Origin of the sequence: Alcanivorax limicola (assembly GCF_019931215.1) — a bacterium.
In the GTDB taxonomy this organism is placed as follows: Bacteria; Pseudomonadota; Gammaproteobacteria; order Pseudomonadales; family Alcanivoracaceae; genus Isoalcanivorax; species Isoalcanivorax limicola.
This window is the reverse complement of the sequence record NZ_JAIOUB010000003.1, coordinates 413,771-434,768: the sequence shown is the minus strand read 5'-3', so window position 1 is coordinate 434,768 and position 20,998 is coordinate 413,771. Positions and strand designations below refer to the sequence as shown.

The 20,998-nt window shown below is 61.6% G+C and carries 19 protein-coding genes; 3 read left to right on the top strand and 16 right to left on the bottom strand.

Annotation, left to right across the window (positions count from 1 at the left end; genetic code table 11):
* Positions 1-31 precede the first annotated feature (31 nt).
* The 8 genes from K8B33_RS12080 to rpoE form a co-directional block, all read right to left on the bottom strand.
* A complete protein-coding gene (locus K8B33_RS12080; protein WP_223426801.1) occupies positions 32-409 on the bottom strand; it encodes a DUF4845 domain-containing protein in 378 nt (125 codons plus the stop codon).
* Positions 406-1,200, bottom strand: coding sequence for a signal peptidase I (gene lepB, locus K8B33_RS12075; protein WP_223426800.1), 795 nt, complete (start codon positions 1,198-1,200; stop codon positions 406-408). The genes K8B33_RS12080 and lepB overlap by 4 nt, the downstream gene beginning before the upstream one ends.
* Positions 1,200-2,999, bottom strand: a complete 1,800-nt coding sequence (lepA, locus tag K8B33_RS12070; RefSeq protein ID WP_223426799.1) for a translation elongation factor 4 — start codon at positions 2,997-2,999, stop codon at positions 1,200-1,202. The genes lepB and lepA overlap by 1 nt, the downstream gene beginning before the upstream one ends.
* Positions 3,000-3,091: 92 nt before the next feature.
* Positions 3,092-4,486, bottom strand: coding sequence for a DegQ family serine endoprotease (locus tag K8B33_RS12065; protein ID WP_223426797.1), 1,395 nt, complete (start codon positions 4,484-4,486; stop codon positions 3,092-3,094).
* A gap of 105 nt (positions 4,487-4,591) precedes the next feature.
* Positions 4,592-5,077 (bottom strand): SoxR reducing system RseC family protein, encoded by a 486-nt coding sequence (locus K8B33_RS12060; RefSeq protein ID WP_223426796.1) that lies wholly within the window; start codon positions 5,075-5,077, stop codon positions 4,592-4,594.
* A 34-nt stretch (positions 5,078-5,111) separates the two neighbouring features.
* Complete coding sequence (locus tag K8B33_RS12055) at positions 5,112-6,095, bottom strand: MucB/RseB C-terminal domain-containing protein (protein WP_223426795.1); 984 nt, start codon at positions 6,093-6,095, stop codon at positions 5,112-5,114.
* A gap of 20 nt (positions 6,096-6,115) precedes the next feature.
* Complete coding sequence (locus K8B33_RS12050) at positions 6,116-6,718, bottom strand: sigma-E factor negative regulatory protein (RefSeq protein WP_223426794.1); 603 nt, start codon at positions 6,716-6,718, stop codon at positions 6,116-6,118.
* A gap of 85 nt (positions 6,719-6,803) precedes the next feature.
* A complete protein-coding gene (gene rpoE, locus K8B33_RS12045; RefSeq protein ID WP_223426792.1) occupies positions 6,804-7,370 on the bottom strand; it encodes an RNA polymerase sigma factor RpoE in 567 nt (188 codons plus the stop codon).
* A gap of 359 nt (positions 7,371-7,729) precedes the next feature.
* Between rpoE and nadB the strand changes: the two genes are divergently transcribed.
* On the top strand, positions 7,730-9,319 hold the full coding sequence (nadB, locus tag K8B33_RS12040; RefSeq protein ID WP_223426790.1) for an L-aspartate oxidase: 1,590 nt from the start codon (positions 7,730-7,732) through the stop codon (positions 9,317-9,319).
* On the opposite strand, the gene K8B33_RS12035 is transcribed toward nadB, so the two are convergent.
* Complete coding sequence (locus K8B33_RS12035; RefSeq protein ID WP_223426787.1) at positions 9,316-9,651, bottom strand: hypothetical protein; 336 nt, start codon at positions 9,649-9,651, stop codon at positions 9,316-9,318. The two genes, nadB and K8B33_RS12035, sit on opposite strands and share 4 nt — an antisense overlap.
* A gap of 16 nt (positions 9,652-9,667) precedes the next feature.
* Positions 9,668-9,982, bottom strand: coding sequence for an FAD assembly factor SdhE (locus tag K8B33_RS12030; protein WP_223426785.1), 315 nt, complete (start codon positions 9,980-9,982; stop codon positions 9,668-9,670).
* 226 nt (positions 9,983-10,208) lie between these two features.
* On the opposite strand from K8B33_RS12030, the gene ygfZ reads away from it, so the two are divergent.
* Positions 10,209-11,276, top strand: coding sequence for a CAF17-like 4Fe-4S cluster assembly/insertion protein YgfZ (gene ygfZ, locus K8B33_RS12025; RefSeq protein WP_223426784.1), 1,068 nt, complete (start codon positions 10,209-10,211; stop codon positions 11,274-11,276).
* A 20-nt stretch (positions 11,277-11,296) separates the two neighbouring features.
* Here the strand turns inward: ygfZ and K8B33_RS12020 are convergent, their stop codons facing one another.
* The gene (locus K8B33_RS12020) at positions 11,297-13,093 is read right to left on the bottom strand and encodes a phospholipase D-like domain-containing protein (protein ID WP_223426783.1); all 1,797 of its coding nucleotides are present in this window, start codon (positions 13,091-13,093) and stop codon (positions 11,297-11,299) included.
* Positions 13,094-13,247: 154 nt separating this feature from the next.
* Between K8B33_RS12020 and K8B33_RS12015 the strand changes: the two genes are divergently transcribed.
* Positions 13,248-14,135 carry an acyltransferase gene (locus tag K8B33_RS12015; protein ID WP_223426782.1) on the top strand — a complete coding sequence of 296 codons (888 nt, stop codon included), beginning with the start codon at positions 13,248-13,250 and terminating at the stop codon, positions 14,133-14,135.
* Between the two features lies 1 nt (position 14,136).
* On the opposite strand, the gene K8B33_RS12010 is transcribed toward K8B33_RS12015, so the two are convergent.
* The 5 genes from K8B33_RS12010 to K8B33_RS11990 form a co-directional block, all read right to left on the bottom strand.
* Positions 14,137-16,038, bottom strand: a complete 1,902-nt coding sequence (locus K8B33_RS12010; RefSeq protein ID WP_223426780.1) for a polysaccharide deacetylase family protein — start codon at positions 16,036-16,038, stop codon at positions 14,137-14,139.
* Positions 16,039-16,098: 60 nt separating this feature from the next.
* On the bottom strand, positions 16,099-17,214 hold the full coding sequence (locus K8B33_RS12005) for an enoyl-CoA hydratase/isomerase family protein (protein ID WP_223426779.1): 1,116 nt from the start codon (positions 17,212-17,214) through the stop codon (positions 16,099-16,101).
* Positions 17,215-17,290: 76 nt separating this feature from the next.
* Positions 17,291-18,187, bottom strand: coding sequence for a 3-hydroxyisobutyrate dehydrogenase (gene mmsB / locus K8B33_RS12000; RefSeq protein WP_223426778.1), 897 nt, complete (start codon positions 18,185-18,187; stop codon positions 17,291-17,293).
* 57 nt (positions 18,188-18,244) lie between these two features.
* A complete protein-coding gene (locus K8B33_RS11995; RefSeq protein WP_223426777.1) occupies positions 18,245-19,384 on the bottom strand; it encodes an acyl-CoA dehydrogenase family protein in 1,140 nt (379 codons plus the stop codon).
* A gap of 67 nt (positions 19,385-19,451) precedes the next feature.
* Positions 19,452-20,945, bottom strand: coding sequence for a CoA-acylating methylmalonate-semialdehyde dehydrogenase (locus tag K8B33_RS11990; RefSeq protein WP_223426776.1), 1,494 nt, complete (start codon positions 20,943-20,945; stop codon positions 19,452-19,454).
* Positions 20,946-20,998: the final 53 nt, after the last annotated feature.

The window sequence follows — 20,998 nt, the reverse complement described above, 5'->3', positions numbered from 1 at the left end:
GATCCTGTTATCAGTGACCCCGTGTCAATCACTAGCGAATGCTTCGCTCGTAATCCTTCTGGAACGATATCACCAGATCGACATTGCCGAAAAGTGACTCCCGCACCTCATAATCGATGGACACATACAGCATGCCACCCTGCTTGCTGATGGCGACATCATTGGCGGAAATCGAACTGACATTGTTGATGTCGAATCGACGCCCCACCGCCTGACGAATCTCCTGATCAGACTGCATGCCGATGCGGTTATCCTGCATGGTATTGTTGATGGCTGTATTGATGGTGCCATATTCCATATAAGCAGGAATGATGCGAATTGCAGCGGTGCCCAGCACCACAGCAATAACCAGTATGAGCATCCAGCTGATCATGGACAGCCCTTGCATACGCGATGGTCTTGTTATCATTCTACTGTCTCCACCTTGTCAATCGCGCCGTTGCGGGAAAAACTCGGCACGGAAAGCCCCGGACGCCAGTGCATCCAGATCATGAACGCCTTGCCGACAATCAGATCTTCGGATACAGCACCCCAGATACGACTGTCGCTGCTGTTATCGCGATTGTCCCCGACCATGAAATAATGCCCGTCTGGCACCTCCCAGTCATTATCTTCCGACCGGGAGACGCGCTGTCCTGTGAACCGATTCACGACGGACTCGTTGCGCGCCAGGTGCACCGCCTCCCCCAGCGTCTCGATGTAGAGGTCTTCCTGCAGGCGTCCCGCCGTGTGGGTATTCAGGTGTTCCCGGGGTATGGCTTCGCCGTTGACCAGCAGATGGCCATCGCGCTGGCTGATCACATCACCCGGCAGCCCCACCACTCGCTTGATGAAATTCTGGCGGCGGTTGAGCGGATAGCGAAACACCATGATATCGCCACGCTCCGGCTCGCCCAGCGCCACAAAGCGCGTGTTGGTAACCGGCAAACGCAACCCGTAGGCAAACTTGTTGACCAGAATGAAGTCGTTCACTTCCAGGGTCGGCAGCATCGAGCCGGAGGGAATGGTGAAGGGTTCCACGACGAACGAACGGATCAGCAAGACCACCAGAAACACCGGCAGCAGCGAGTTGGTGAATTCCACGGTTTCCCGCAACGCCTTGTTGGCGTGCTCGCGCAACTTGAGCTTACGATCCAGAAGCCAGATGATGCCCGACACTACTACTGCCAGCGTCAGCCAGAAGCCGATATCAATATCCATCAATCACTCACCTTGAGTACAGCCAGGAAGGCTTCCTGGGGGATTTCCACGCTACCTACCTGCTTCATGCGCTTCTTGCCGGCTTTCTGCTTCTCGAGCAGCTTGCGCTTGCGCGATACATCGCCACCGTAGCATTTGGCCAGTACGTTCTTGCGCAATGCCTTGACCGTCTGACGCGCAATGATCTTGCTGCCGATGGCCGCCTGGATCGCGACATCAAACATCTGCCGGGGCACCAGCTCTTTCATTTTCTCAACCAGAATACGGCCGCGATACAGCGCCTGATCGGTATGGCAGATCATCGCCAGCGCATCCACTTTCTCGCCATTGATCAGCACATCCACCCGCACCAGGCGCGCTGCTTCGAAGCGGTCGAAGGCGTAATCCAGTGAGGCGTAACCGCGGCTGCAGGATTTCAGCTTGTCGAAGAAATCCAGCACCACTTCAGCCATGGGAATATCGTAGGTCAGCGCCACCTGCTTGCCGAGATACTGCATGTTCTTCTGTACGCCGCGACGCTCGACCGACAGGGTGATCACGGCACCAACATAATCCTGCGGCACCAGAATATTGACCCGGGCAATGGGTTCGCGGAATTCCTCAACCTTGTTGGCTTCCGGGAGATCCGAGGGGTTATCCACATGCAGCACAGAGCCGTCCGCCAGCAGCAGCTCGTACACCACGGTCGGGGCGGTGGTGATCAGGTCCAGGTCATATTCCCGTTCCAGCCGCTCCTGAATGATTTCCATGTGCAGCATGCCGAGGAAGCCGACCCGGAAACCGAAGCCGAGCGCGTCAGAGGTCTCGGGCTCATAGAACAGCGAGGCGTCGTTGAGCGCCAGCTTGGACAGTGCATCACGGAAGTTCTCGTAATCGTCCGCACTGACCGGGAACATGCCCGCATAGACCTGCGGCTTGACCTTCTTGAAGCCGGGCAATGAAGGCACGTCAGGTGTGCGGGCGTGGGTCAGGGTATCCCCGACGGGCGCCCCGAGGATTTCCTTGATGCTGGCATTGATCCAGCCCACCTCTCCCGCTTCCAGATATGGTCGCTCGGTGCGCTTGGGGGTAAAGATGCCAAGACCGTCGACGATGTGCGTCTGCCCGGTGGATTTGACCAGAATCTTGTCGCCCTTTTTCAGGCGCCCTTCGGTGACGCGCACCAGCGACACAACGCCAAGGTAGTTATCGAACCAGGAGTCGATGATCAGCGCCTGAAGCTTGTTGTCCCGATCCCCTTGCGGGGCCGGAATGCGCTCAACCAGTTGCTCCAGCAGATCATCGATGCCCAGACCGGTCTTGGCGCTGACGCGGCAGGCATCGTGGGCATCCAGACCGATGATCTCCTCGATTTCCTGAATCACCCGCTCCGGCTCCACCTGGGGCAGGTCGATCTTGTTCAATACGGGCAGCACTTCGAGATCCTGCTCGATGGCGGTATAGCAGTTGGCCACCGACTGGGCTTCCACGCCCTGTGCGGCATCCACCACCAGCAACGCCCCTTCACAGGCGGCCAGGGAGCGCGACACCTCGTAGGAGAAGTCCACATGGCCGGGCGTATCAATGAAATTGAGCTGGTAGGTTTCACCATTGCGCGCCTTGTAGTAGAGCGTCACGCTCTGCGCCTTGATGGTGATGCCCCGCTCACGCTCCAGCTCCATGGAGTCCAGCACCTGCTCCTTGAGCTCCCGATCACTGAGCCCACCGCAGACCTGGATAAAGCGGTCCGCCAGCGTGGATTTGCCATGATCGATGTGGGCGATGATGGAGAAATTACGAATGTTGCGGATATCAGTCACAAAGTGCGCCGTTGCCAAGGTTCAGGGGAGCCCGATTCTAGCGGATATAAGCCCCCGGGGCGATGGGCATCACCCCGGAGGCGCACGGACGGCTAGTCACTTTCTACGCGCAGCGCCAGGAAGCGCGGGCTCTCGCCGCGCTGGACCAGCGCGGGCACCCAGGCATTGCGGGGCAAGGTCTCGATGATCTCCTGCAGTGCTGCCGGATCATCCACTGTCATGTTGTTCAGGGTGCGCAGGATATCGCCCCGGCGAATGCCGGCACGGGAGGCCGGCCCGGATCGGACTTCCGTGATTCTGACACCATGATCCAGCCCCAGTGACTCGCGCTCGGCATCATTGAGCGGCTCCACAGACAGGCCCAGCGGGTCTGACTTGACCTCCGGTGTCGGCGACTGACGCCCATCCGGCGTTGCGCCGTTCTCGGGCAACTCGCCCACCGGCACCTTCAGTGTCACGCGCTCGCCGTTACGCATGACCACTGCCTCGGCCGTGCTGCCCGGGGGCACGCGGCCTACCACGTGGGGCAATTGGGAGGAGCGGTTGATGGTTTCACCATTGAATGTCAGTACCACATCACCCGCTTCCAGGCCGCCTTCGGCGGCGGGAGAATCCGGCATCACTTGCGCCACCAGGGCACCTGAAGGCTTGTCGAGGCCGAAGGACTCCGCCAGGTCGCGATCCACATCCTGAATCAGCACACCCAGCCAGCCACGGGCCACGCGCCCGGTTTCGCGCAACTGCTTGACCACATCCATGGCCATATCGATGGGAATGGCAAAGGACAACCCCATGAAACCACCGGAGCGGGATACGATCTGGGAGTTGATACCGACAACCTCGCCTTTGAGATTGAACAGCGGCCCGCCGGAATTGCCCGGATTGATGGCCACGTCGGTCTGGATGAAAGGCACATAATTCTCGTTCGGCAGGCTGCGGCCCACCGCGCTGACGATGCCGGCGGTCACGGTGCTCTCAAAGCCGAATGGCGCGCCGATTGCCAGCACCCACTCCCCCACGCGCAAGTTGCGTGAGGAGCCGATCTTGACCACCGGCAGGTCCCCGGCGTCGATGCGCAGCAGGGCCAGATCGCTCTGCTCGTCCTGACCGACCAGCTCGGCCTCCAGCTCACGACGATCCTGGAGCCGCACCAGAATACGGTCTGCATTACGCACGACGTGGTAGTTGGTGAGGATGTATCCCTCGCGGGAAATGATGAACCCTGACCCCTGGGATTCCGCGTCCCGGGGGGGCACATCGAACTGGTCTTCCATGCCTTCAAAAAAATGCCGGAAGAACTCCGGCACCCGCTGTCCGGAACCACTGCCCCGCTCCACCCGCTGCAGGGTGCTGATATTCACCACCGCGTCGTGGTTATCCTCCACCAGCGCCGTGAAATCAGGCAAGGTGCTGGCCTGCGGCCCGCAACTGATCAGTAGCCCCGCCAGAAGAACCATTGCCCAGCGCGCATGCATATTGGTCATCATAGGTGCCATCCCCTTACTTCTCAGACGTATTGCCCAGACTTGTTGCCAGCCTTTTCCGTCAGCGTCACCGCCGCAGATTACGTGCATTTTGAGTATCGTCGAGTCTCAGTGATGACAGAGCGAAACCGTCTGTACCACCGGCGCAGCCGCCACCTTGCGCATCACCTGTGGATGCAGACTCGGATCGCTGGCGTGGGTATGACTGTACCAGCGATTGATCAGGAAACCGATGACCAGCCCGGCCACACCCAGAGGCGCCGACAGATCACCGCCGGGCAGAGACCCGGCGGGCAAGGCGGCCCCCAGCAGGGCAGCCAGAAACATCAATATCAACGGCATCAGATACAGCATCACGGCCCCGCGCACCAGGGCGCCTTCGGGTATGCCGACCACGACCTGGTCACCGCACACCAGCGTCGCATCATCGGACATGGCCCGCACGCGAGCACGCGCCCCGGCCCGCTGGCTGTCCATCAGACTATGACCGCAGCCCTTGCGCGCGCTGCAGCTCTGGCAGGCGGTATGGCGTATCGTTTCAACCCAGACAGCGCCGGGCTCAACAGCAACGATACGGCCGGATTCCTCAATCACAGCGCCGTACCCGGGGCAGATATCATCGAATACATCACTGGCTGCCCCCGATCCGTGCGGCCGCCAGCACCCGCTCTGCCGTGTCCTGCGGTATCTCGCCCACCAGCGTCACCAGATAGCGTGCCGCCGTCTCATCGGTCCCACCGAAGAGACGACTTACTGCGACAGTGGGCCCCATGCGGCTGACACCCTCCTCCGCGCTACGGCCCTCCGGCAGGTTTTCCACAAACAGGGTGAAGGTCGCCAGCCCGTCGCTGTAAGCGAGGGCGGCCACCGGATCTCGATCAGGCGTGTTGCGGCGCAGGTCTTTCTCCAGCACCTCGAAGCCTTCGGGCAACCAGGTCATGTCCAGTTCCAGACGCCCCTGAGGATGAGCCTCCGGCGCAACATCCTCGATAGCATGGACGACCGCCGCTGCCGGTGCGGCAAAATCATCCACCGTCAGCGCCGGATCAATGTCCAGCGTGACAAACTCAATACGTTCAAGCACCACCCCGCGCGCATCCACCATCTCGGATTTCAGCAACAGGTTACTGTCCTGGTCAATCCACAGGCGATAACCGTGGCGATGATTGTCCAGTGCGGCAATACGCACACGCGAGGCTTCGCGTCCGGCTACGCGGTCATCCCCATCCAGCAGTACGTTGTATTGCGCCGGCAGTGCCTGGCTGATGCGCGCCTGAAACTGCATCGGGCCCAGCCCTTCCTCCGCGCGCAGGCGGGTGATACTGCGATCAGGGTGCACACAGATGACGTCATCATCCTGGCGAATCAACTCAGCCAGAGGGCCGTCAAGGTGCGTCAGCCGCTCATACTCACGGCCGTCAATCACGGCATGGCGGACTTTCATGGTGGACAGCTGATTGCCGTACATATAGAGAAAACGGCCCTGGTAATCGAGGCTGCGATACGCCTCGGCCATGGCCGTCAAGAGAGACTGGGGCTGCGAACCTTCCGCCAGAGCCAGCACGGGAAACATCATCAGCAGCAGGGCCGCGCGACGCAGCATGAGTGTCATCTCGGGTTACTCATCTCGAACTACTTCTCCTGTTGACGCGCATCCGCACTGACGAGGCGCGCATAAGGCACCATGCCCTGGCCGCCATGGCGTGCAGCAAATTCACTGTGTCGCATCAGCATGGGATCAATTTGCGGGCCGACGCTGGCCTGGCTGCGCGCCGCAGGAGCCGGAGCGCGCAGGCCCTGCCCCACCAGGAATGCATCGGCCATGGGCCGGGACCGCACGTCCTGCACCTGCTCCGTGGCCACGCCCGCTACCGTAGCCTGACCTTCGCCCTGCTGCACGCCCCAGTACTGCCAGCCCACGGTCACCGTGGCTGCCGCAACGGACGCCGCCACAGCGGCCCGGGCCACACTGCCGAGCCAGCTCCCCCTGGCGGGGCCCTGCTCTGCCAGCGCTGCGCTCAGGCGCGCATTGAAATCCATCGGCACGGCAGCCACCTGCTGGCCCCGGGCGACATCTGCAGCCAGCTGCCAGCGTTGCCAGTTTGCCGCGCTGGCATCATCCAGATCCCGCAGGATCCGACGTGTTTCCAGCTCACTGGTCTCACCGTCCAGCAGGCCGGAAAGTATCTCAAGCTCGCGTTCTGTGCTCATGGCATCACCTTCAATCGCTGGCATAGCTACTCTCGTCTCACCTGGAGTAGCCATTCACCGCCAAGACAGCCCCGGTCATCAGCCCGGGATGTGTACTGATTGTGCAGCCCTACCGCTCCATGAGCGGGCGCACCACCTGATCTATCGCTTCCCGGGCACGGAAGATGCGTGATCTCACCGTGCCCACCGGGCAATCCATTACCGACGCGATATCCTCGTAACTGAGACCGTCGAACTCACGTAACGTTACCGCAGTTTTGAGCTCCTGAGGCAATTCGTTGATCACCTTGTGGATTGCGGTCTCCAACTCATCCGACAACGCCAGTGACTCCGGGGTTCCAATTTCGTGCAAACCGCCGGCGCCGGCAAATTGCTCGGCTTCCACCGCATCCACATCCGAGCCTGGCGGGCGTCGCCCCTGGGCAACAAGGTGATTTTTGGCGGTATTCACGGCGATCCGGTAAAGCCAGGTGTAAAAGGCGCTATCGCCACGAAACCGCGGCAACGCCCGCCAGGCCTTGATAAAGGCCTCCTGGGCAACATCCTGTACTTCATCGTGGTCACGCACATAGCGGCTGATCAACGCAAACAGTCGGTGCTGATACTTGCGCACCAACAGATCGAATGCTCGCTGATCACCTTTCTTTGCGCGTTTGACCAGTTCCTCGTCAGACACCCGTGGTCCCCCAACTGGCCGCTTGGGCCATAATGAATCTTTCTGATAGCGTGATGGCCGACAAGTTCCGTCAGCGGGGCAGATTCCCCGGCTCACCATCATCTCCCGTTGACAGCGTGCCGAGACACAATGGCCCGCCTGGCAGTTGAGACTGCCTGATGACAACCGGCGCATTGTAGCAAAGCGGCAGTGCAGGCGCCTGCCGGGCAGACATCTTTTATCATTTGATACAGATCGGTCAGACACGGACACAGGGCCCGGCAGCCGGTTATACTGCCGTCCGACCTGCGCTGAGCCGGGCCATGGGTGCCGCAACCACCCTGAAGCGGCATCTGTAAAAGCCTGTTTGCGGAGAACCTATGGCCACCTACCACCATGATGTCCTGATTATCGGCAGCGGCGCCGCTGGCCTCACTGTGGCCCTGCAACTGCCGCCGGAAACGGATGTTGCCCTGCTGTCCAAGGGCCAGCTCACCAGCGCCAGCACCTATTATGCCCAGGGCGGCGTCGCCGCCGTCATGGACCAGAAGGACTCACTGGAATCCCACATTGCTGACACGCATGTGGCCGGCGCGGGCCTGTGCCACGATGATGCAGTGCGCAAGACGGTCGAGAATGGCCCCGACGCCATTCGCTGGCTGATTGACCAGGGCGTGGGCTTCACCCGCTTCAGCGAGGATGGCCAGCAGGGCTACCATCTCACACAGGAAGGCGGCCACAGCCACCGGCGCGTGATCCATGTGGCCGATGCCACGGGGCTGGCGATCTCTGGCGCGCTGATTGATCAGGTGCACCAACGCACCAACGTCACGCTGTTCGAACACCGGGTTGCGGTGGATCTGCTGCATGACACCACTGCGGACGGCAGCCGACGCTGTATCGGCGCCTACATTCACGACTCTCGCCATGGCACGACCGATGTGTTCCTGGCCAAGTGTGTGGTGCTGGCGACAGGCGGCGCGTCCAAGGTCTACCTGTATACGTCGAACCCGGATGTCGCCACCGGCGACGGTGTGGCCATGGCCTGGCGCGCAGGCTGTCGGGTGGCAAACATGGAATTCATGCAGTTCCACCCCACCTGCCTGTACCACCCGAAAGCCAAGTCCTTTCTGGTCACCGAGGCGATTCGCGGGGAAGGCGGGCATCTGCTGCTGCCGGACGGCGAGCGTTTCATGCACCGCTTTCACGAGCGTGGCGAGTTGGCGCCACGCGACGTGGTGGCCCGGGCCATCGACTATGAAATGAAACGGCTCGGGGCCGACTGCCTGTATCTGGATATCAGCCATCGGCCGGCCGATTTCATCATCAATCATTTCCCCACGGTGTATGCCAAATGCCTGCAACTGGGCATCGATATCACCCGCGAGCCCATGCCGGTGGTGCCCGCCGCCCACTACACCTGCGGCGGTGTCATGACCGACCTGAACGGTCAGACCGACCTGGCCGGGCTTTACGCCATCGGCGAAACGGCCTTCACCGGTTTGCATGGCGCCAATCGCATGGCCAGCAATTCCCTGCTGGAATGCTTCGTGTTCGGCAAGGCCGCCAGCGAGCACATCGCCGCACGGCTGCCGGGCATGTCACAACCAGAAGGGGCACCGGAGTGGGATGAATCCCAAGTGACAGACTCGGACGAGGACGTCATCATCAGCCACAACTGGGATGAGCTGCGCCGTTTCATGTGGGACTACGTGGGCATCGTCCGCACCGTGAAGCGCCTGGAGCGCGCCCAGCACCGCATTGATCTGCTCAAACGCGAAATTGCCGAGTATTACTCCAACTACAGCATTTCCAATGACCTGCTGGAATTGCGCAATCTGGTGGTGATCGGCGAGTTGATCATCCGCTCTGCGCTGAAGCGGCGGGAATCCCGGGGCCTGCACTACATGCTGGATTACCCGGATATGCTGGCGGAGATTCACGATACCGTGCTGGTGCCGGACAGCTAACCGCGCGCCAGCACCAGCATGCGTAACCGGCGCCAGGTCACGGCATCCATCTGGTCGCGGTAGAGTGTAAGCCCCGGCAGGCAAAGGCAGCCGGGCCAGGCCGCCGCCGCGAATGGCGCTTCCCACTGTCGCAGCAGGCCGTTATCCAGGGTCACCGAGAGCGCGTCCGGCCACAGGATCAGTTGGCTGGCGCGGGGCGCGCTGCGCATGTGGCGCCACAACAGCGTCATCACCGCCAACCACAACAATCCACGCAGCAGCAGCGGCAAGCCATTGGCCCAGAGCGCGACGGAGACCAGCACCAACAGCCCGGCAGCCCAGCGCCGCCGCAAGCGTCCCGCCTGTAATTCAGTCCTGCGCCCCCAGAAGACGCAAGATGTGTTTGACGAAGGCATCCAGTTCCTCATCCTCCGGCACAGAGCGCCGGGTAAACCACTCGAACAGGTCCGCATCCTGGCACGCCAGCAGACGCTCGAACGCCGCCTGATGCGCGGCGGTGTCCTGCAGAAAGTGGTCGTCCAGATACGCGTTGAGCACGATATCGGTTTCCTTGAGGCCACGGCGACACTGCCAGGCCAGGCGGCGATGGTGCGCTTCAGCTGTCAGAGGCGTGCAACTGTCCTCGGCGCCATTCGCCGGAGCAGTATCTGTTGGGCGGTTCATGATGTCTCCACAATCAGTCACACAGGACAGTGCGTCATACAGGGCGGCGTAATCCGCCGCCGGGGGTAGCCACACCGGCCCGCGGGGGCGCATTATCGCGCATCCGGAGCGGGGTTCCACGCCAGCGTTCCGGCATTTGCCAGTCCGGTTTGCGATTCTGCCCCTTTCGCACCGCACCGGCCAGACGTTATCGTCATCTCTGCGTGTCAGCCATGAGTGATACAACATGTCAGCCTTTTCCGATGCACCAGCAGCCCAGTGGACATCCTTTCTGAACCAGGCCGGCGCACGGCGTGATCAGCATGGCATCGCCCGGGACATGGGTCAGGCGCCGGTGCTGCCCGCCGGTGACGGTGCCGCGATGACCTTTGCCGCAGATCACCTGCGCCTGGTGACCCTGCGGGGGCCGGACGCCATGACGTTTCTGCAGGGGCAGGTCTGCGCCGACGTCCGTGATACCGGCAACGGATTCAGCCGGCTTGCCATGCACCTGAGCCTGAAAGGCCGCGGGCTGGTCAGCATGCGGGTGCTGCCCGCCGAAGACGGCCTCGATCTTCTGGTGCCCGCCAGCATGGCGGCAGCCCTGCGCGAGCGGCTGCAGAAATACATCGTGTTTTCCAAAGCCACCCTCGCTGAAGACCCGGAGCGCGTCGTGCTCGGCATCGCCGGTGCTGGCGCCACAGAGGTGTTATCCGGGGCGGGGCTGCCCTGTTCGCATCACGCCGATGGCTGCACAGTGAACAATGGCATCAGCCTGGTGCGCGCGGGTCCCACAGACCGCTACCTGATCATCGCACCGGTGGAGGACGCCATGGACCTGTGGCCCGCGCTGGCCGACGAGCGCCAGAGCGGCGCCGCAGATCACGCCCTGCTGGCCGACATCATGGCTGGCGAAGGGCATGTGCTGCCCGGCAGCGAAGACCTCTTCCTGCCGCAAGTCCTCAACTATGACCTGATCGAGGGCGTCAGCTTCAAAAAGGGTTGCTACACCGGCCAGGAAGTCGTGGCGCGGATGAAATTCAAGGGCCAGTTGAAGCAACGTATGCGGCGGCTGACGTGGCCGGGCAACACCTCGCCCGCACCCGGCACAGTGCTGCGCAATGAGGCGGGCAAATCCGTGGGTGAAATCGTCGTCAGTGTTGCCTGCGCGGCAGATATTCATGCCCTGGCGGTGCTGCGGCATGACCACCAGGGGGCGTTGCTGATGGATGGCGCGCCCCTGCAGCAGCATGAACTGCCGCTGCCCTATGCCTTGCCAGATACACCATCCGACGCGGCGCCCGACGACGCCTGAGGCGGACGCCCTGAGGCGCATTACATCAACGGACGCAGGAAACCGAACATGCGGCTGATGATAGCGGTGTGCCGACGGCGCTTGCCCAGCACCACCTCCGGGAATTCGCCCTCCGGCTCATAGCGCTCGTGGAACGCCGGATGCAGGGGCGGCACGGGGTCGGCGCCCGCCCTGAGGCTGTAGTTCTGCGTCATGTGTGCCGGCCACACATCCAGGGTCGGCATGCGCCGGGAGCCGCGGGCCAGTGTGCGATTGATGCTGCCGAGGACCGGTATGCCGCGCGGCTTCTCCGCGTGCAACCAGCTGTTTTCATCCCGCATCATCTGCTCCAGCAACGCCGTCATGGCAGCGGCAAACGCGCCGTCACGAATGATCAATCCATTTTCGGTGTTATACACTTCAGAGCGCGGATCAAAATTGTGCGACGTGATGACCGCGATCTCTTCATCAATCACCAATACCTTGGCGTGCACGCTGACGCGTGGCCCCGGCATCTCGCGCACCGGAGATTGGGGATCACCGGCCATCAGGCTGGACAGCCCCATGGCCTTCTCCTCGATCAGGGCGTCATACCTGGGCACCCAGTCCGTCATATCCTCGGGGAAGGGCCGGATTTCGTGAATTTCCAGTCCATGCCTGGCCACCATTCGCTGGCGCTGACGCCGGGAAATGGCGTACACCGGGAAGGCATCGGTGGCCGCCAGCGAATTGGTGCTGATGCGCCAGCGCACCGCCGGATCGCGCTGCCGCAAAAAACGCTCGAAATCCCGCGACATGACCAGGTAGGGGCTTTGCAATGTCACGCTATGTCTGGCGTCCGCCATCAGCGCACGTAGCTGACCGGTGCTGTCCTCTGCCAGATCCTGCGGCGCGACATGGATCTTGTCCGGGGGATCGTTGAAGTAAGTGACATCACTGACACGAAACCCGGCATCACGGATGAGCGCGTCAAGCCAGCGCTCATCCATGGCTTGCGCCAGGGCAAAGTTGAGGCGTGTCGCAGGAATCACTGACAGCGGTGCGACGTCGGCGTCCAGCGCCGCCGCCACGTCGACGGTATGTCGGGGGGAACGGGTCAGTTCATGGTGCCAGTAACGGAAGAAGCCGCGCTCCACCTCCTCGACCACATGCCCGCTGACCAGAATCTCGAAATCAATGAAATTCATCCGTGTATCAAGGTCGAAGTAGCGCGCTGCGGTGTTGCGCCCCCCCAGAATCACATGCCGCCCGTCCACCGCGAACAGCTTGTTGTGCATGCGATGATTGAAGCGCCGGAAGCAGCAGGTCAGCGCCGCGATGGCATCACCGCCACGCACCATGGCATGCTCGCGCATGGGGTTATAGAGACGCAGCGCGAAGCCTTCGTGAGCCAGCTCCAGCGATGCCTGCAAGGCAGGGTCCGGCAGCGACAACAAGGCATCCACCAGAACATGCACCTGCACGCCCCGGCGTGCCGCCGCAACCAGCTCCGCCAGCAGCAACATGCCGGCCTCGTCATCGCTGAAGATATAATTCTGCAACAGAATGTGACTGCGGGCAGTGCGGATCATGTGCAGCCGCGCCGCCAGCGCATCGCTGCCCCGGGACAGCGTGATCACATGCTGTGTGTCGCCGCTGTCGTCCACCAGACCGGCGAGGCCGGACGTCGGCGCACAACGCTGCGGATGCGCCTCAGGGCAGTCCAGCTGCGCATTCTGCCGCTGTGCCACCGATACATCCATAGCCGCCCGATCCACCGGCGTTACACCACAGGCGGAGAGGGCCGCCGTCACCATCAACGCCAGAATGGCACTGAGCATCCGCCTGGAAAGCTGCATCATTCTTCCGGAAAGTCGATATACGAGAACCATAGCGCATCATAGCCACTGTGATGACAGCGGCAAATCAGCCCCCTCCGGAGATTCCGGCATTGGGAAATCAGACCGGGTTGCGTATTATCAGTGGCGCTTTGCTGAATGGAGTTCACCCTGCATGCGACCGGTCCTGACAGGCACCATTGCCGCCCTGCTACTGTTGCTCAACACCCTGATCCTGATCGGACCGATGATGCTGGTCGCTCTGCTCAGGCTGCTGTTACCCGGCAAGCCGCTAAAAGACAGCTGCGCCCGGGGCGTCATGTGGATCGCCGAAACCTGGGCCGAGCTGTGCAAGAAGATTTTCGCGCTGATGACGCCAACGCACTGGGACATTCGCTGTGACGTGCCGCTACGCAGCGACACCTCCTATCTGGTCATCAGCAATCATCAATCCTGGGTGGACATCCCGGCGCTGGTGCAGGCGTTCAATCGCAAGACGCCCTACTTCAAGTTTTTCCTGAAACAGGAGCTGATCTGGGTGCCGTTCCTCGGCCTCGCCTTCTGGGCGCTGGATTATCCGTTCATGAAGCGCTACCCGAAATCCGTATTGGCCAAAAAACCGGAACTCAAGGGCAAGGATCTGGCCATCACCCGCGCCGCCTGCGAGAAATTCCGGGGGCATGCTGTCACCGTGGTCAACTATCTGGAGGGCACACGCTTCACCCCGGAGAAGCACCGCCGCCAGAACTCGCCCTACCAGCACCTGCTCAAACCCAAGGCCGGTGGCGTGGCCTTTGTGCTGGCCGCCCTGGGCGATCAGCTGGATGCGGTGCTGGATGTGACCGTGGTCTACCCGGAAGGCACGCCGCCGGGCTTCTGGCAGCTGTTGTCCGGCCGGGTAGCACGCGTGATTGTCGATATCCGGGTCACGGACCTGGATGATGCGCTCTGGCAGGGTGACTACGAGAACGACCCGGCGTTCAGAAGCTATGTTCACCAATGGGTCAGCCGGCTCTGGAAGGAAAAGGACGCCCGCATCAGCGCACTGCAACAACACAGCTGAGTCAGCCCGCAGGTTCCAGCAGGATGCGCAATTCGCCCTCTACCCGGGGCAATATCAGTTGCCCGTCGCGGACCAGGGCTCCCGCCGGCAGACCGGCCACGGGTGTCAGGTCTGCGGGCAAGGTCAGCGTCAGGCCCTCCAGCGCCTGCGGCACATCCAGACGCATCAGTGTCTGCTGATCGACGCGCTGCATGTCCACCGTCACCGCATCACGCGCTCGCCACCAGTCCCCGAACTCTCTCAGCGTACCGAACCAGGCACCGAACCGGGCATTGTCTTTTAAAACCGGGATCACTTGCGCCAGAAAACGGTACTTGTGATCCAGCACATCCGGGTGCACCAGTATCACGTAGCTGCCGCCGTATTGTGCCAATTGCTCTGCCAGCGCCAGCGCTTCGTCCAAACGCTGGTCCATGTCCGGCGGAAACTCGTCTTCCACTGCAATCGGGAATTCCCAGATGTCAGTCCGGGCGCTGTAGCGACGGTCATACATCAGGCGATACGGCAAGTGAGTGGTGACATTGCCTGCCGTCACAGAAGAGGAATAACGGTAGCCTGTCGCCGCCAGTGCCTGGGGCAGGCTCGGCGGTGTCGCCAGATAGCCCGGACGGAACGACACTACCTCTGCATCAATAACGTGCTCCAGCAGGTACTTGCTCACCCGCATCTCCCCAAGCACCGTGGCGCCGCGGGTGTCGCCGGTGCGGCGCACGCGGGGTTGGTAGTCGGGAAACACTTCCTTGCCGGACCCCAACGGCACCTCCGCATACATATCCGTATGGCTCACCGTGTGGCTGGCGATTTCCATCCCTCCCTGCGACAGCGCCCGCAGCAATGACAGCGAGGCGTCATTGAAAAAGCCCTGATCCTGGAAATCGCGAAAATACTTGGTCTGGATAAAGAATGTGGCGCCGATGTCATGGGTGTCGAACAGCGCATGATAGGCCGCCATGTTCTGCATCGAATGGGCGTAATCCACGTCCAGCGTCACGACAACTGACAAATCCCGACCGGCCGGCACCGTATTGAGTGTCACCGATAACGGTTCATGCCGGTGATAGAGAAAATGCAACCAGCGCAGCCACACGTCCACCGATGGCTCGTAACCGTTGGCGTACTGCCGATAGGCTTCCTGATTACGATCGTTCTGGGCGCGCAGGATGAAGAAGCCGGGATCAAAGCCCAGCGCATAGGTTGTACCGCCGCCCGCCTGTTGCCGCGTGATCAGGGCCGGACCATCATCCTGAAAGCGCGCCAGGACATGTTCGGCGCCATGATAAACCTGCGTCCCCAACCAGGATGCCGGGTCATCCGGGTGTCCCAGCAGGACTGTCTGTTCATGTGGATGGTCAAGCCAGGTCGTAAGCGGGTCGTCGTCGCTGAACGTCACGGCATAATGGCTGCGGCTTTCCGTCACCGACTCGAAACCGAACAGGTCCTGCATGCCCCCACCCAGCACCTGGGTGGCAATCAGCACGCCGCCGTCCTCCACATGCGCACGCAGTGCGCGCAACTCATCGCCATTGAGCACGCTGCCGGCAATCATGGGATAGGCCAGCACGACATGATGGCGCGTGGCGCGGGTTACATCATCGGTCACCACAAACGGCACACCGATACTCTTGAGGGCGCTGACAACGCCCGGCCAGGCCGCTGTTTCATCGGTCAGCAACAGCGCCAGGCGGGACACATCGCCCTGTGCATGGCTCTTGTGTGCATAGCTCTTGTGTGAATAGCCCTGCCAGGAAGAGGGCTCTGGCGGCGCCACCAGTGACGGTTCTGCTGGCCCGTGCAGCGCAGAAAACGCATGAAACGTATTGCGTTGCAGGAACAGCAAGGTGGCCACTGCCACGATGCATAACACTATCGCCAGCATTGGCAGGGCCCGTAAAGCTCGCCGCATTACAGCTCCTTCACCGTGACCTCTGCTGGCGCACCTGAACCACGGTGCTGGCCCAGCGTTTCAGAGATCCGCCAACGGGTGGGTGGGCGCCGGTTGCACAAAGAAGCCCTCGATATAGGTACTCGGGACATCCAGCGTCGTGTGATAACGGAATTGCGGCGCGCCATCCTTTTCAATCAGGAGCGCTCGCACACCCTCCCGGAAATCGGCATGCATGGCACACTGCACCGACATGCACCATTCCAGCCGGAACACATCTGCCAACGACAGGTGGCGTGCGCGGCGCAACTGCTCCCACACCAGCCAGGCCGTTTGTGCGCAGCCGCGCTCGAAGGTGGAGGCGGCGCGATGCAACCAGTCATCCTGATCCTTGAGTCGCAAGAGCGCCTCGGCCACTTCAGGTAATGTGGCAGCGTCACAGGCCTGATTGATGCTATCCAGATGCTCACGTACCGGCGACGCCGGTGTCTCGTTCGGTGACATTTCCCGCAGCAGGCGATGCACCAGCACATGATCCGTCGCTGGCTGCCCGCTGAGCGCCATATCCTGGAGGCCGCTGAGGACCTCGCTCTTGCGCTCGGCATGGATGAAGACATCCGCCAGCCCCATGAACAACGCATCGCCCGCGTTGAGATGGATGCCGGTAAGGCCAGCAAACAATCCGGTTTTACCGGGCGCACGATTCAGGAAAAAACTGCCGCCCACATCCGGATACAGGCCGATGGTGATTTCCGGCATGGCCAGTTTCGACTTCTCCGTCACCACCCGTTGCGAGGCGCCCTGCATCAGGCCCATGCCGCCGCCCATGACCACACCGTGACCCCAGCAGATCAGCGGTTTCTGATACACATGGATCAGATAATCCAGCCGATATTCGGCAGAAAAATAGTCTTCGATATACGGATTACGCTCACCCACCGGCGTCATGCTGTTGTACATCTGCACGATATCGCCGCCGGCACAGAAGGCACGCTCACCCTCGCCTTCCAGCCAGACACAGGCAATTTGCTCATCGTCTGCCCAGCGCAACAACTGATCAAACAGCGCCGTGATCATGTCCAGGCTCAGGGCGTTGAGGGAACGGGGGGCGTTCAGACGTGCTACACCGATACGCTGGCCGGACTCGCAAGGCAGCTCTTCAAACATCACCGGTGCGGTACTGGCGGTCTCAGACATATTTTATTCCTGCAAATCAGTACGAAACATATTAGTGCCAGTCTGTGGCGACGATCTGTGGCGCCAGCCTGCAACATCAGTCTTTTGCTGGCTGGCCGGCAATAAACCGCAGAATGCTGGCAAAATCCAGCTGCCCGCTGCCCTGACCACCATGCAGACCATACAGGCTGCGCGCCAATGCGCCCATGGGGGTGCGCGTGCCAGATTGCATGGCATTGCCCATGGCCAGGGTCAGATCCTTGTTCATCAGATCCACCGCGAAGCCCCCTTGATAGTCATTTGACGAGGGCACACCCGGCATGACACCCGGCCAGGGATTATAGACTTCCAGCGACCAGTTGCGACCCGAACTGGCCTGCATGATCTCTGACAACACGGCCGGGTCCAGGCCGTTATCCGCACCCAGCTGCAGCGCCTCGCAAGTGCCGATCATATGCACCGCCAGCAGCATGTTGTTGCACAGCTTGGCTGTCTGGCCTGCGCCGTGATCACCGGCGCGGAATACTTTCTTGCCCATCGCCAACAGGATCGGGCGGGCCCGCTCGACGGCGGCTTCATCACCACCACATATGAAAGTCAGCGTGGCCGCTTTCGCACCGCCGACACCGCCGGACACCGGCGCATCAATCACCGTGCGCCCCTGCTCCGCTGCAGCCGTCGCCAGCAAGCGCGAGGTCGCGGCGTCAATGGTGGAGCAGTCGATCACCAGCGCCTCTGCCGGAATGCTGCCAAGCAGATTTTGCGCGCCCAGGTACAGCCCTTTCACCGCGTTGGCCGAGGGCAACATGCTGATCACCACCTCGGCGCCCGCCACAGTGTCCGCCGGGCTATTGCCGGCCTCGGCGCCCGCCGCTACCGCCTCTTCCACCAGTGCCGGCGCCAGATCATACACGCGCACCGTATGCCCGGCGTTGACCAGATTAGCGGCCATCGGACCACCCATGTTGCCGACGCCAAAAAATGCAATATTCATGACTGCTCTCCCTGATGTATCCCTGATGTGCGTCACCCTTTTTCGGCGCTCTTCGAGTTACTGCGCCAGCAGATGCCGGGCAATGATGACGCGCATGATGTCGTTGGTGCCTTCAAGAATCTGATGCACCCGCGTGTCACGCACATAACGTTCCAGCGGATACTCGCGAATGTAGCCATAGCCACCATGCAGCTGCAGCGCCTCATTGCAGACGTTGAAACACAGATCCGTGGCCAGCCGCTTGGCCATGGCACAGACGGCACTCTTGTCTGCCGCATCGTTATCCAGTTTCCAGGCGGCCAGGCGCACCATCTGTTGTGCCGCCGTCAACTCGGTGGCCATATCCGCAAGGCGGAACTGCACCGCCTGAAACGTGGCCAGCGGCTGGTCGAACTGATGCCGCTGCTGCACATAGGCCAGCGAGTGATCCAGCGCCGCCCGCGCCGCACCCAGCGAACAACTGGCGATATTGATGCGGCCGCCATCAAGCCCGCGCATGGCGATGCGAAAACCTGCGCCCTCTTCCCCCAGCCGATAGCGCGCCGGAATACGCACATCCTCCAGCATCACCTGCCGGGTGGGCTGGCTTTTCCAGCCCATCTTCGCTTCATTGCGGCCGTAGCTGATGCCCGCAGCGTCCGCCGGAACCAGGAAGCAGGAAATGCCTTTGGCACCGCTGCCCCCGGTGCGCGCCATCAACACCAGTGCGTCGGTGCTGCCTGCGCCGGAAATAAAGGCCTTGCCGCCGTTGAGCACATAGTCGTCACCGTCCCGGCGCGCCGTCGTTTTCAACGAGGCAGCATCGGAACCCGCATTCGGTTCAGTCAAACAGTAGGACGCCAGCTTTTCCCCTGCCGCCAGCGCGCCGCACCATTCAGTGCGCACCGCCTCATCACCGAAACAGGCCACCATCCAGGTGGCCATGTTATGGATCGTCATGTAAGCCGTGGTAGAGGTGCAGCCCTCGGACAACACTTCGAAGATCAGGCTGGCATCCAGTCGAGACAGCCCCAACCCGCCCTCGCTTTCCGGGGTGTAGATCCCCATCAGCCCGAGTCGTCCGGCCTCACGCAGGGTGTCCAGCGGAAAATGGCTGTCTGCATCCCACGCCGCCGCATGGGGCGCAAGCGCCTTCTGCATGAACTGCCGGGCGCTGTCCTGGTAGGCCAGCTGCATGTCCGAAAGCGAAAAATCCATAACACCGTGTCCTCAGCCGGCACATTTCAGCCGAAACATTTCAGTCGCAACATTGATATGAAGCGACTTATTTGAGACTGATCGTCATATTGGCTTCCTGCACCACATCATCCTCCGGCCACCGCGACGTCACCGTCTTGGTTTCGGTGTAGAAGCGCACCGCCTGTTTGCCGTAGGCATGCAGGTCGCCGTAGAAAGACCCTTTCCAGCCGGTGAAAGAGAAGAATGGCAGCGGCACCGGAATCGGCACATTGATGCCCACCTGCCCCACTTCCACTTCATGCTGGTATTTGCGTGCAGCTGCGCCGCTGGCGGTGAAGATCGAGGTGCCATTGCCGTAGGGATTGTTGTTCACCAGCGTGATCGCCTCGTCGAGAGAGTCCACGGTCATGCAACACAACACCGGACCGAAAACCTCTTCCTGGTAGATGCGCATGTCGGTAGTGACCTCGCTGAACAGCGTCGGCCCGACCCAGTTGCCATCCGGCAGGCCGGGCACGGTGCAATCCGATCCGTTCAGCAGACACTCGGCGCCCTCTTCGACACCGGCTGCGATCATGGCCAGCACGCGCTGTTTCGCCTGCGGGCTGATCAACGGGCCATAGCCCGCCTGCTCGTCATCCCAGGCACCGGGCCGTACCTTGGCCAACTCGTCGCGCAACGCCGGAATCATGTCCCGGGCACTGCCGACGAAAACCGCTACCGAGATCGCCATGCAGCGCTGGCCCGCCGCGCCCACAGAGGCACCGACCAGTTGATTGACCACTTGCTGCGGATTGGCATCCGGCATGATGACCATGTGATTCTTGGCGCCAGCGAAGCACTGCGCCCGCTTGAGATTGTGCGTGGCGGTGCGATAGACGTGCTGCCCCACCGGCACCGAGCCGACAAAGGACACCGCCCGCACCGTATCGTGATTGAGCAGGGTATCCACCTGCTGCTTGCCGCCATGCACCACCTGCAGCACGCCCTTGGGCGCGCCGGCTTTGACAAACAATTCTGCCAGCCGCACTGCCGTCATCGGGTCCTGCTCGGAGGGCTTGAGCACAAAGGTGTTGCCGCAGGCGATGGCCATGGGGAACATCCACAAGGGAATCATGGCCGGGAAATTGAACGGCGTGATGCCGGCACACACCCCGAGCGGCTGAATCCAGGAATGCGTGTCCACACCCCGCGCCACGTTTTCGACGGTTTCGCCCATCATCATCGACGCCACGTTGGCCGCCTGCTCCGCCACTTCGATACCACGCCAGACATCGCCCTTGGCATCGGCAAAGGTCTTGCCGGTTTCCCGGGACACCAGCTCGCCGAGTTCATCGTGGTGTTCCTTGAGCAAATGCTGGTAGCGCAGCATGACACGGGCGCGCTCCGACACCGCCACTTCGCGCCAGCTCAGAAACGCCTCGGCAGCACTGGCCAAGGCCGCCTCCATTTCATCCGCCGTGGTCATGGGCACTTCCCAGAGCACTTTCTGGGTGGCGGGATCAGTCACAGGCAGCCAGTCAGCGCTGGCGCTGTCCCGGAATGCGCCGTCCAGCAGCAGGGGAACGCGACGGGTCATGAATTTCTCCTTGGATAACGGTCTCTCGACAAAACGATCTCAAGGATCAGTTT

Excerpts from the sequence above, each read along its gene's own strand:
- K8B33_RS12080 (WP_223426801.1), bottom strand. The coding sequence starts at position 409 with ATGATAACAAGACCATCGCGTATGCAAGGGCTGTCCATGATCAGCTGG.
- lepB (WP_223426800.1), bottom strand. The coding sequence starts at position 1,200 with ATGGATATTGATATCGGCTTCTGGCTGACGCTGGCAGTAGTAGTGTCG.
- K8B33_RS12065 (WP_223426797.1), bottom strand. The coding sequence starts at position 4,486 with ATGATGACCAATATGCATGCGCGCTGGGCAATGGTTCTTCTGGCGGGG.
- K8B33_RS12055 (WP_223426795.1), bottom strand. The coding sequence starts at position 6,095 with ATGACACTCATGCTGCGTCGCGCGGCCCTGCTGCTGATGATGTTTCCC.
- K8B33_RS12050 (WP_223426794.1), bottom strand. The coding sequence starts at position 6,718 with ATGCCAGCGATTGAAGGTGATGCCATGAGCACAGAACGCGAGCTTGAG.
- nadB (WP_223426790.1), top strand. The coding sequence starts at position 7,730 with ATGGCCACCTACCACCATGATGTCCTGATTATCGGCAGCGGCGCCGCT.
- K8B33_RS12030 (WP_223426785.1), bottom strand. The coding sequence starts at position 9,982 with ATGAACCGCCCAACAGATACTGCTCCGGCGAATGGCGCCGAGGACAGT.
- ygfZ (WP_223426784.1), top strand. The coding sequence starts at position 10,209 with ATGTCAGCCTTTTCCGATGCACCAGCAGCCCAGTGGACATCCTTTCTG.
- K8B33_RS12020 (WP_223426783.1), bottom strand. The coding sequence starts at position 13,093 with ATGCAGCTTTCCAGGCGGATGCTCAGTGCCATTCTGGCGTTGATGGTG.
- K8B33_RS12015 (WP_223426782.1), top strand. The coding sequence starts at position 13,248 with ATGCGACCGGTCCTGACAGGCACCATTGCCGCCCTGCTACTGTTGCTC.
- K8B33_RS12010 (WP_223426780.1), bottom strand. The coding sequence starts at position 16,038 with ATGCGGCGAGCTTTACGGGCCCTGCCAATGCTGGCGATAGTGTTATGC.
- K8B33_RS12005 (WP_223426779.1), bottom strand. The coding sequence starts at position 17,214 with ATGTCTGAGACCGCCAGTACCGCACCGGTGATGTTTGAAGAGCTGCCT.
- mmsB (WP_223426778.1), bottom strand. The coding sequence starts at position 18,187 with ATGAATATTGCATTTTTTGGCGTCGGCAACATGGGTGGTCCGATGGCC.
- K8B33_RS11995 (WP_223426777.1), bottom strand. The coding sequence starts at position 19,384 with ATGGATTTTTCGCTTTCGGACATGCAGCTGGCCTACCAGGACAGCGCC.
- K8B33_RS11990 (WP_223426776.1), bottom strand. The coding sequence starts at position 20,945 with ATGACCCGTCGCGTTCCCCTGCTGCTGGACGGCGCATTCCGGGACAGC.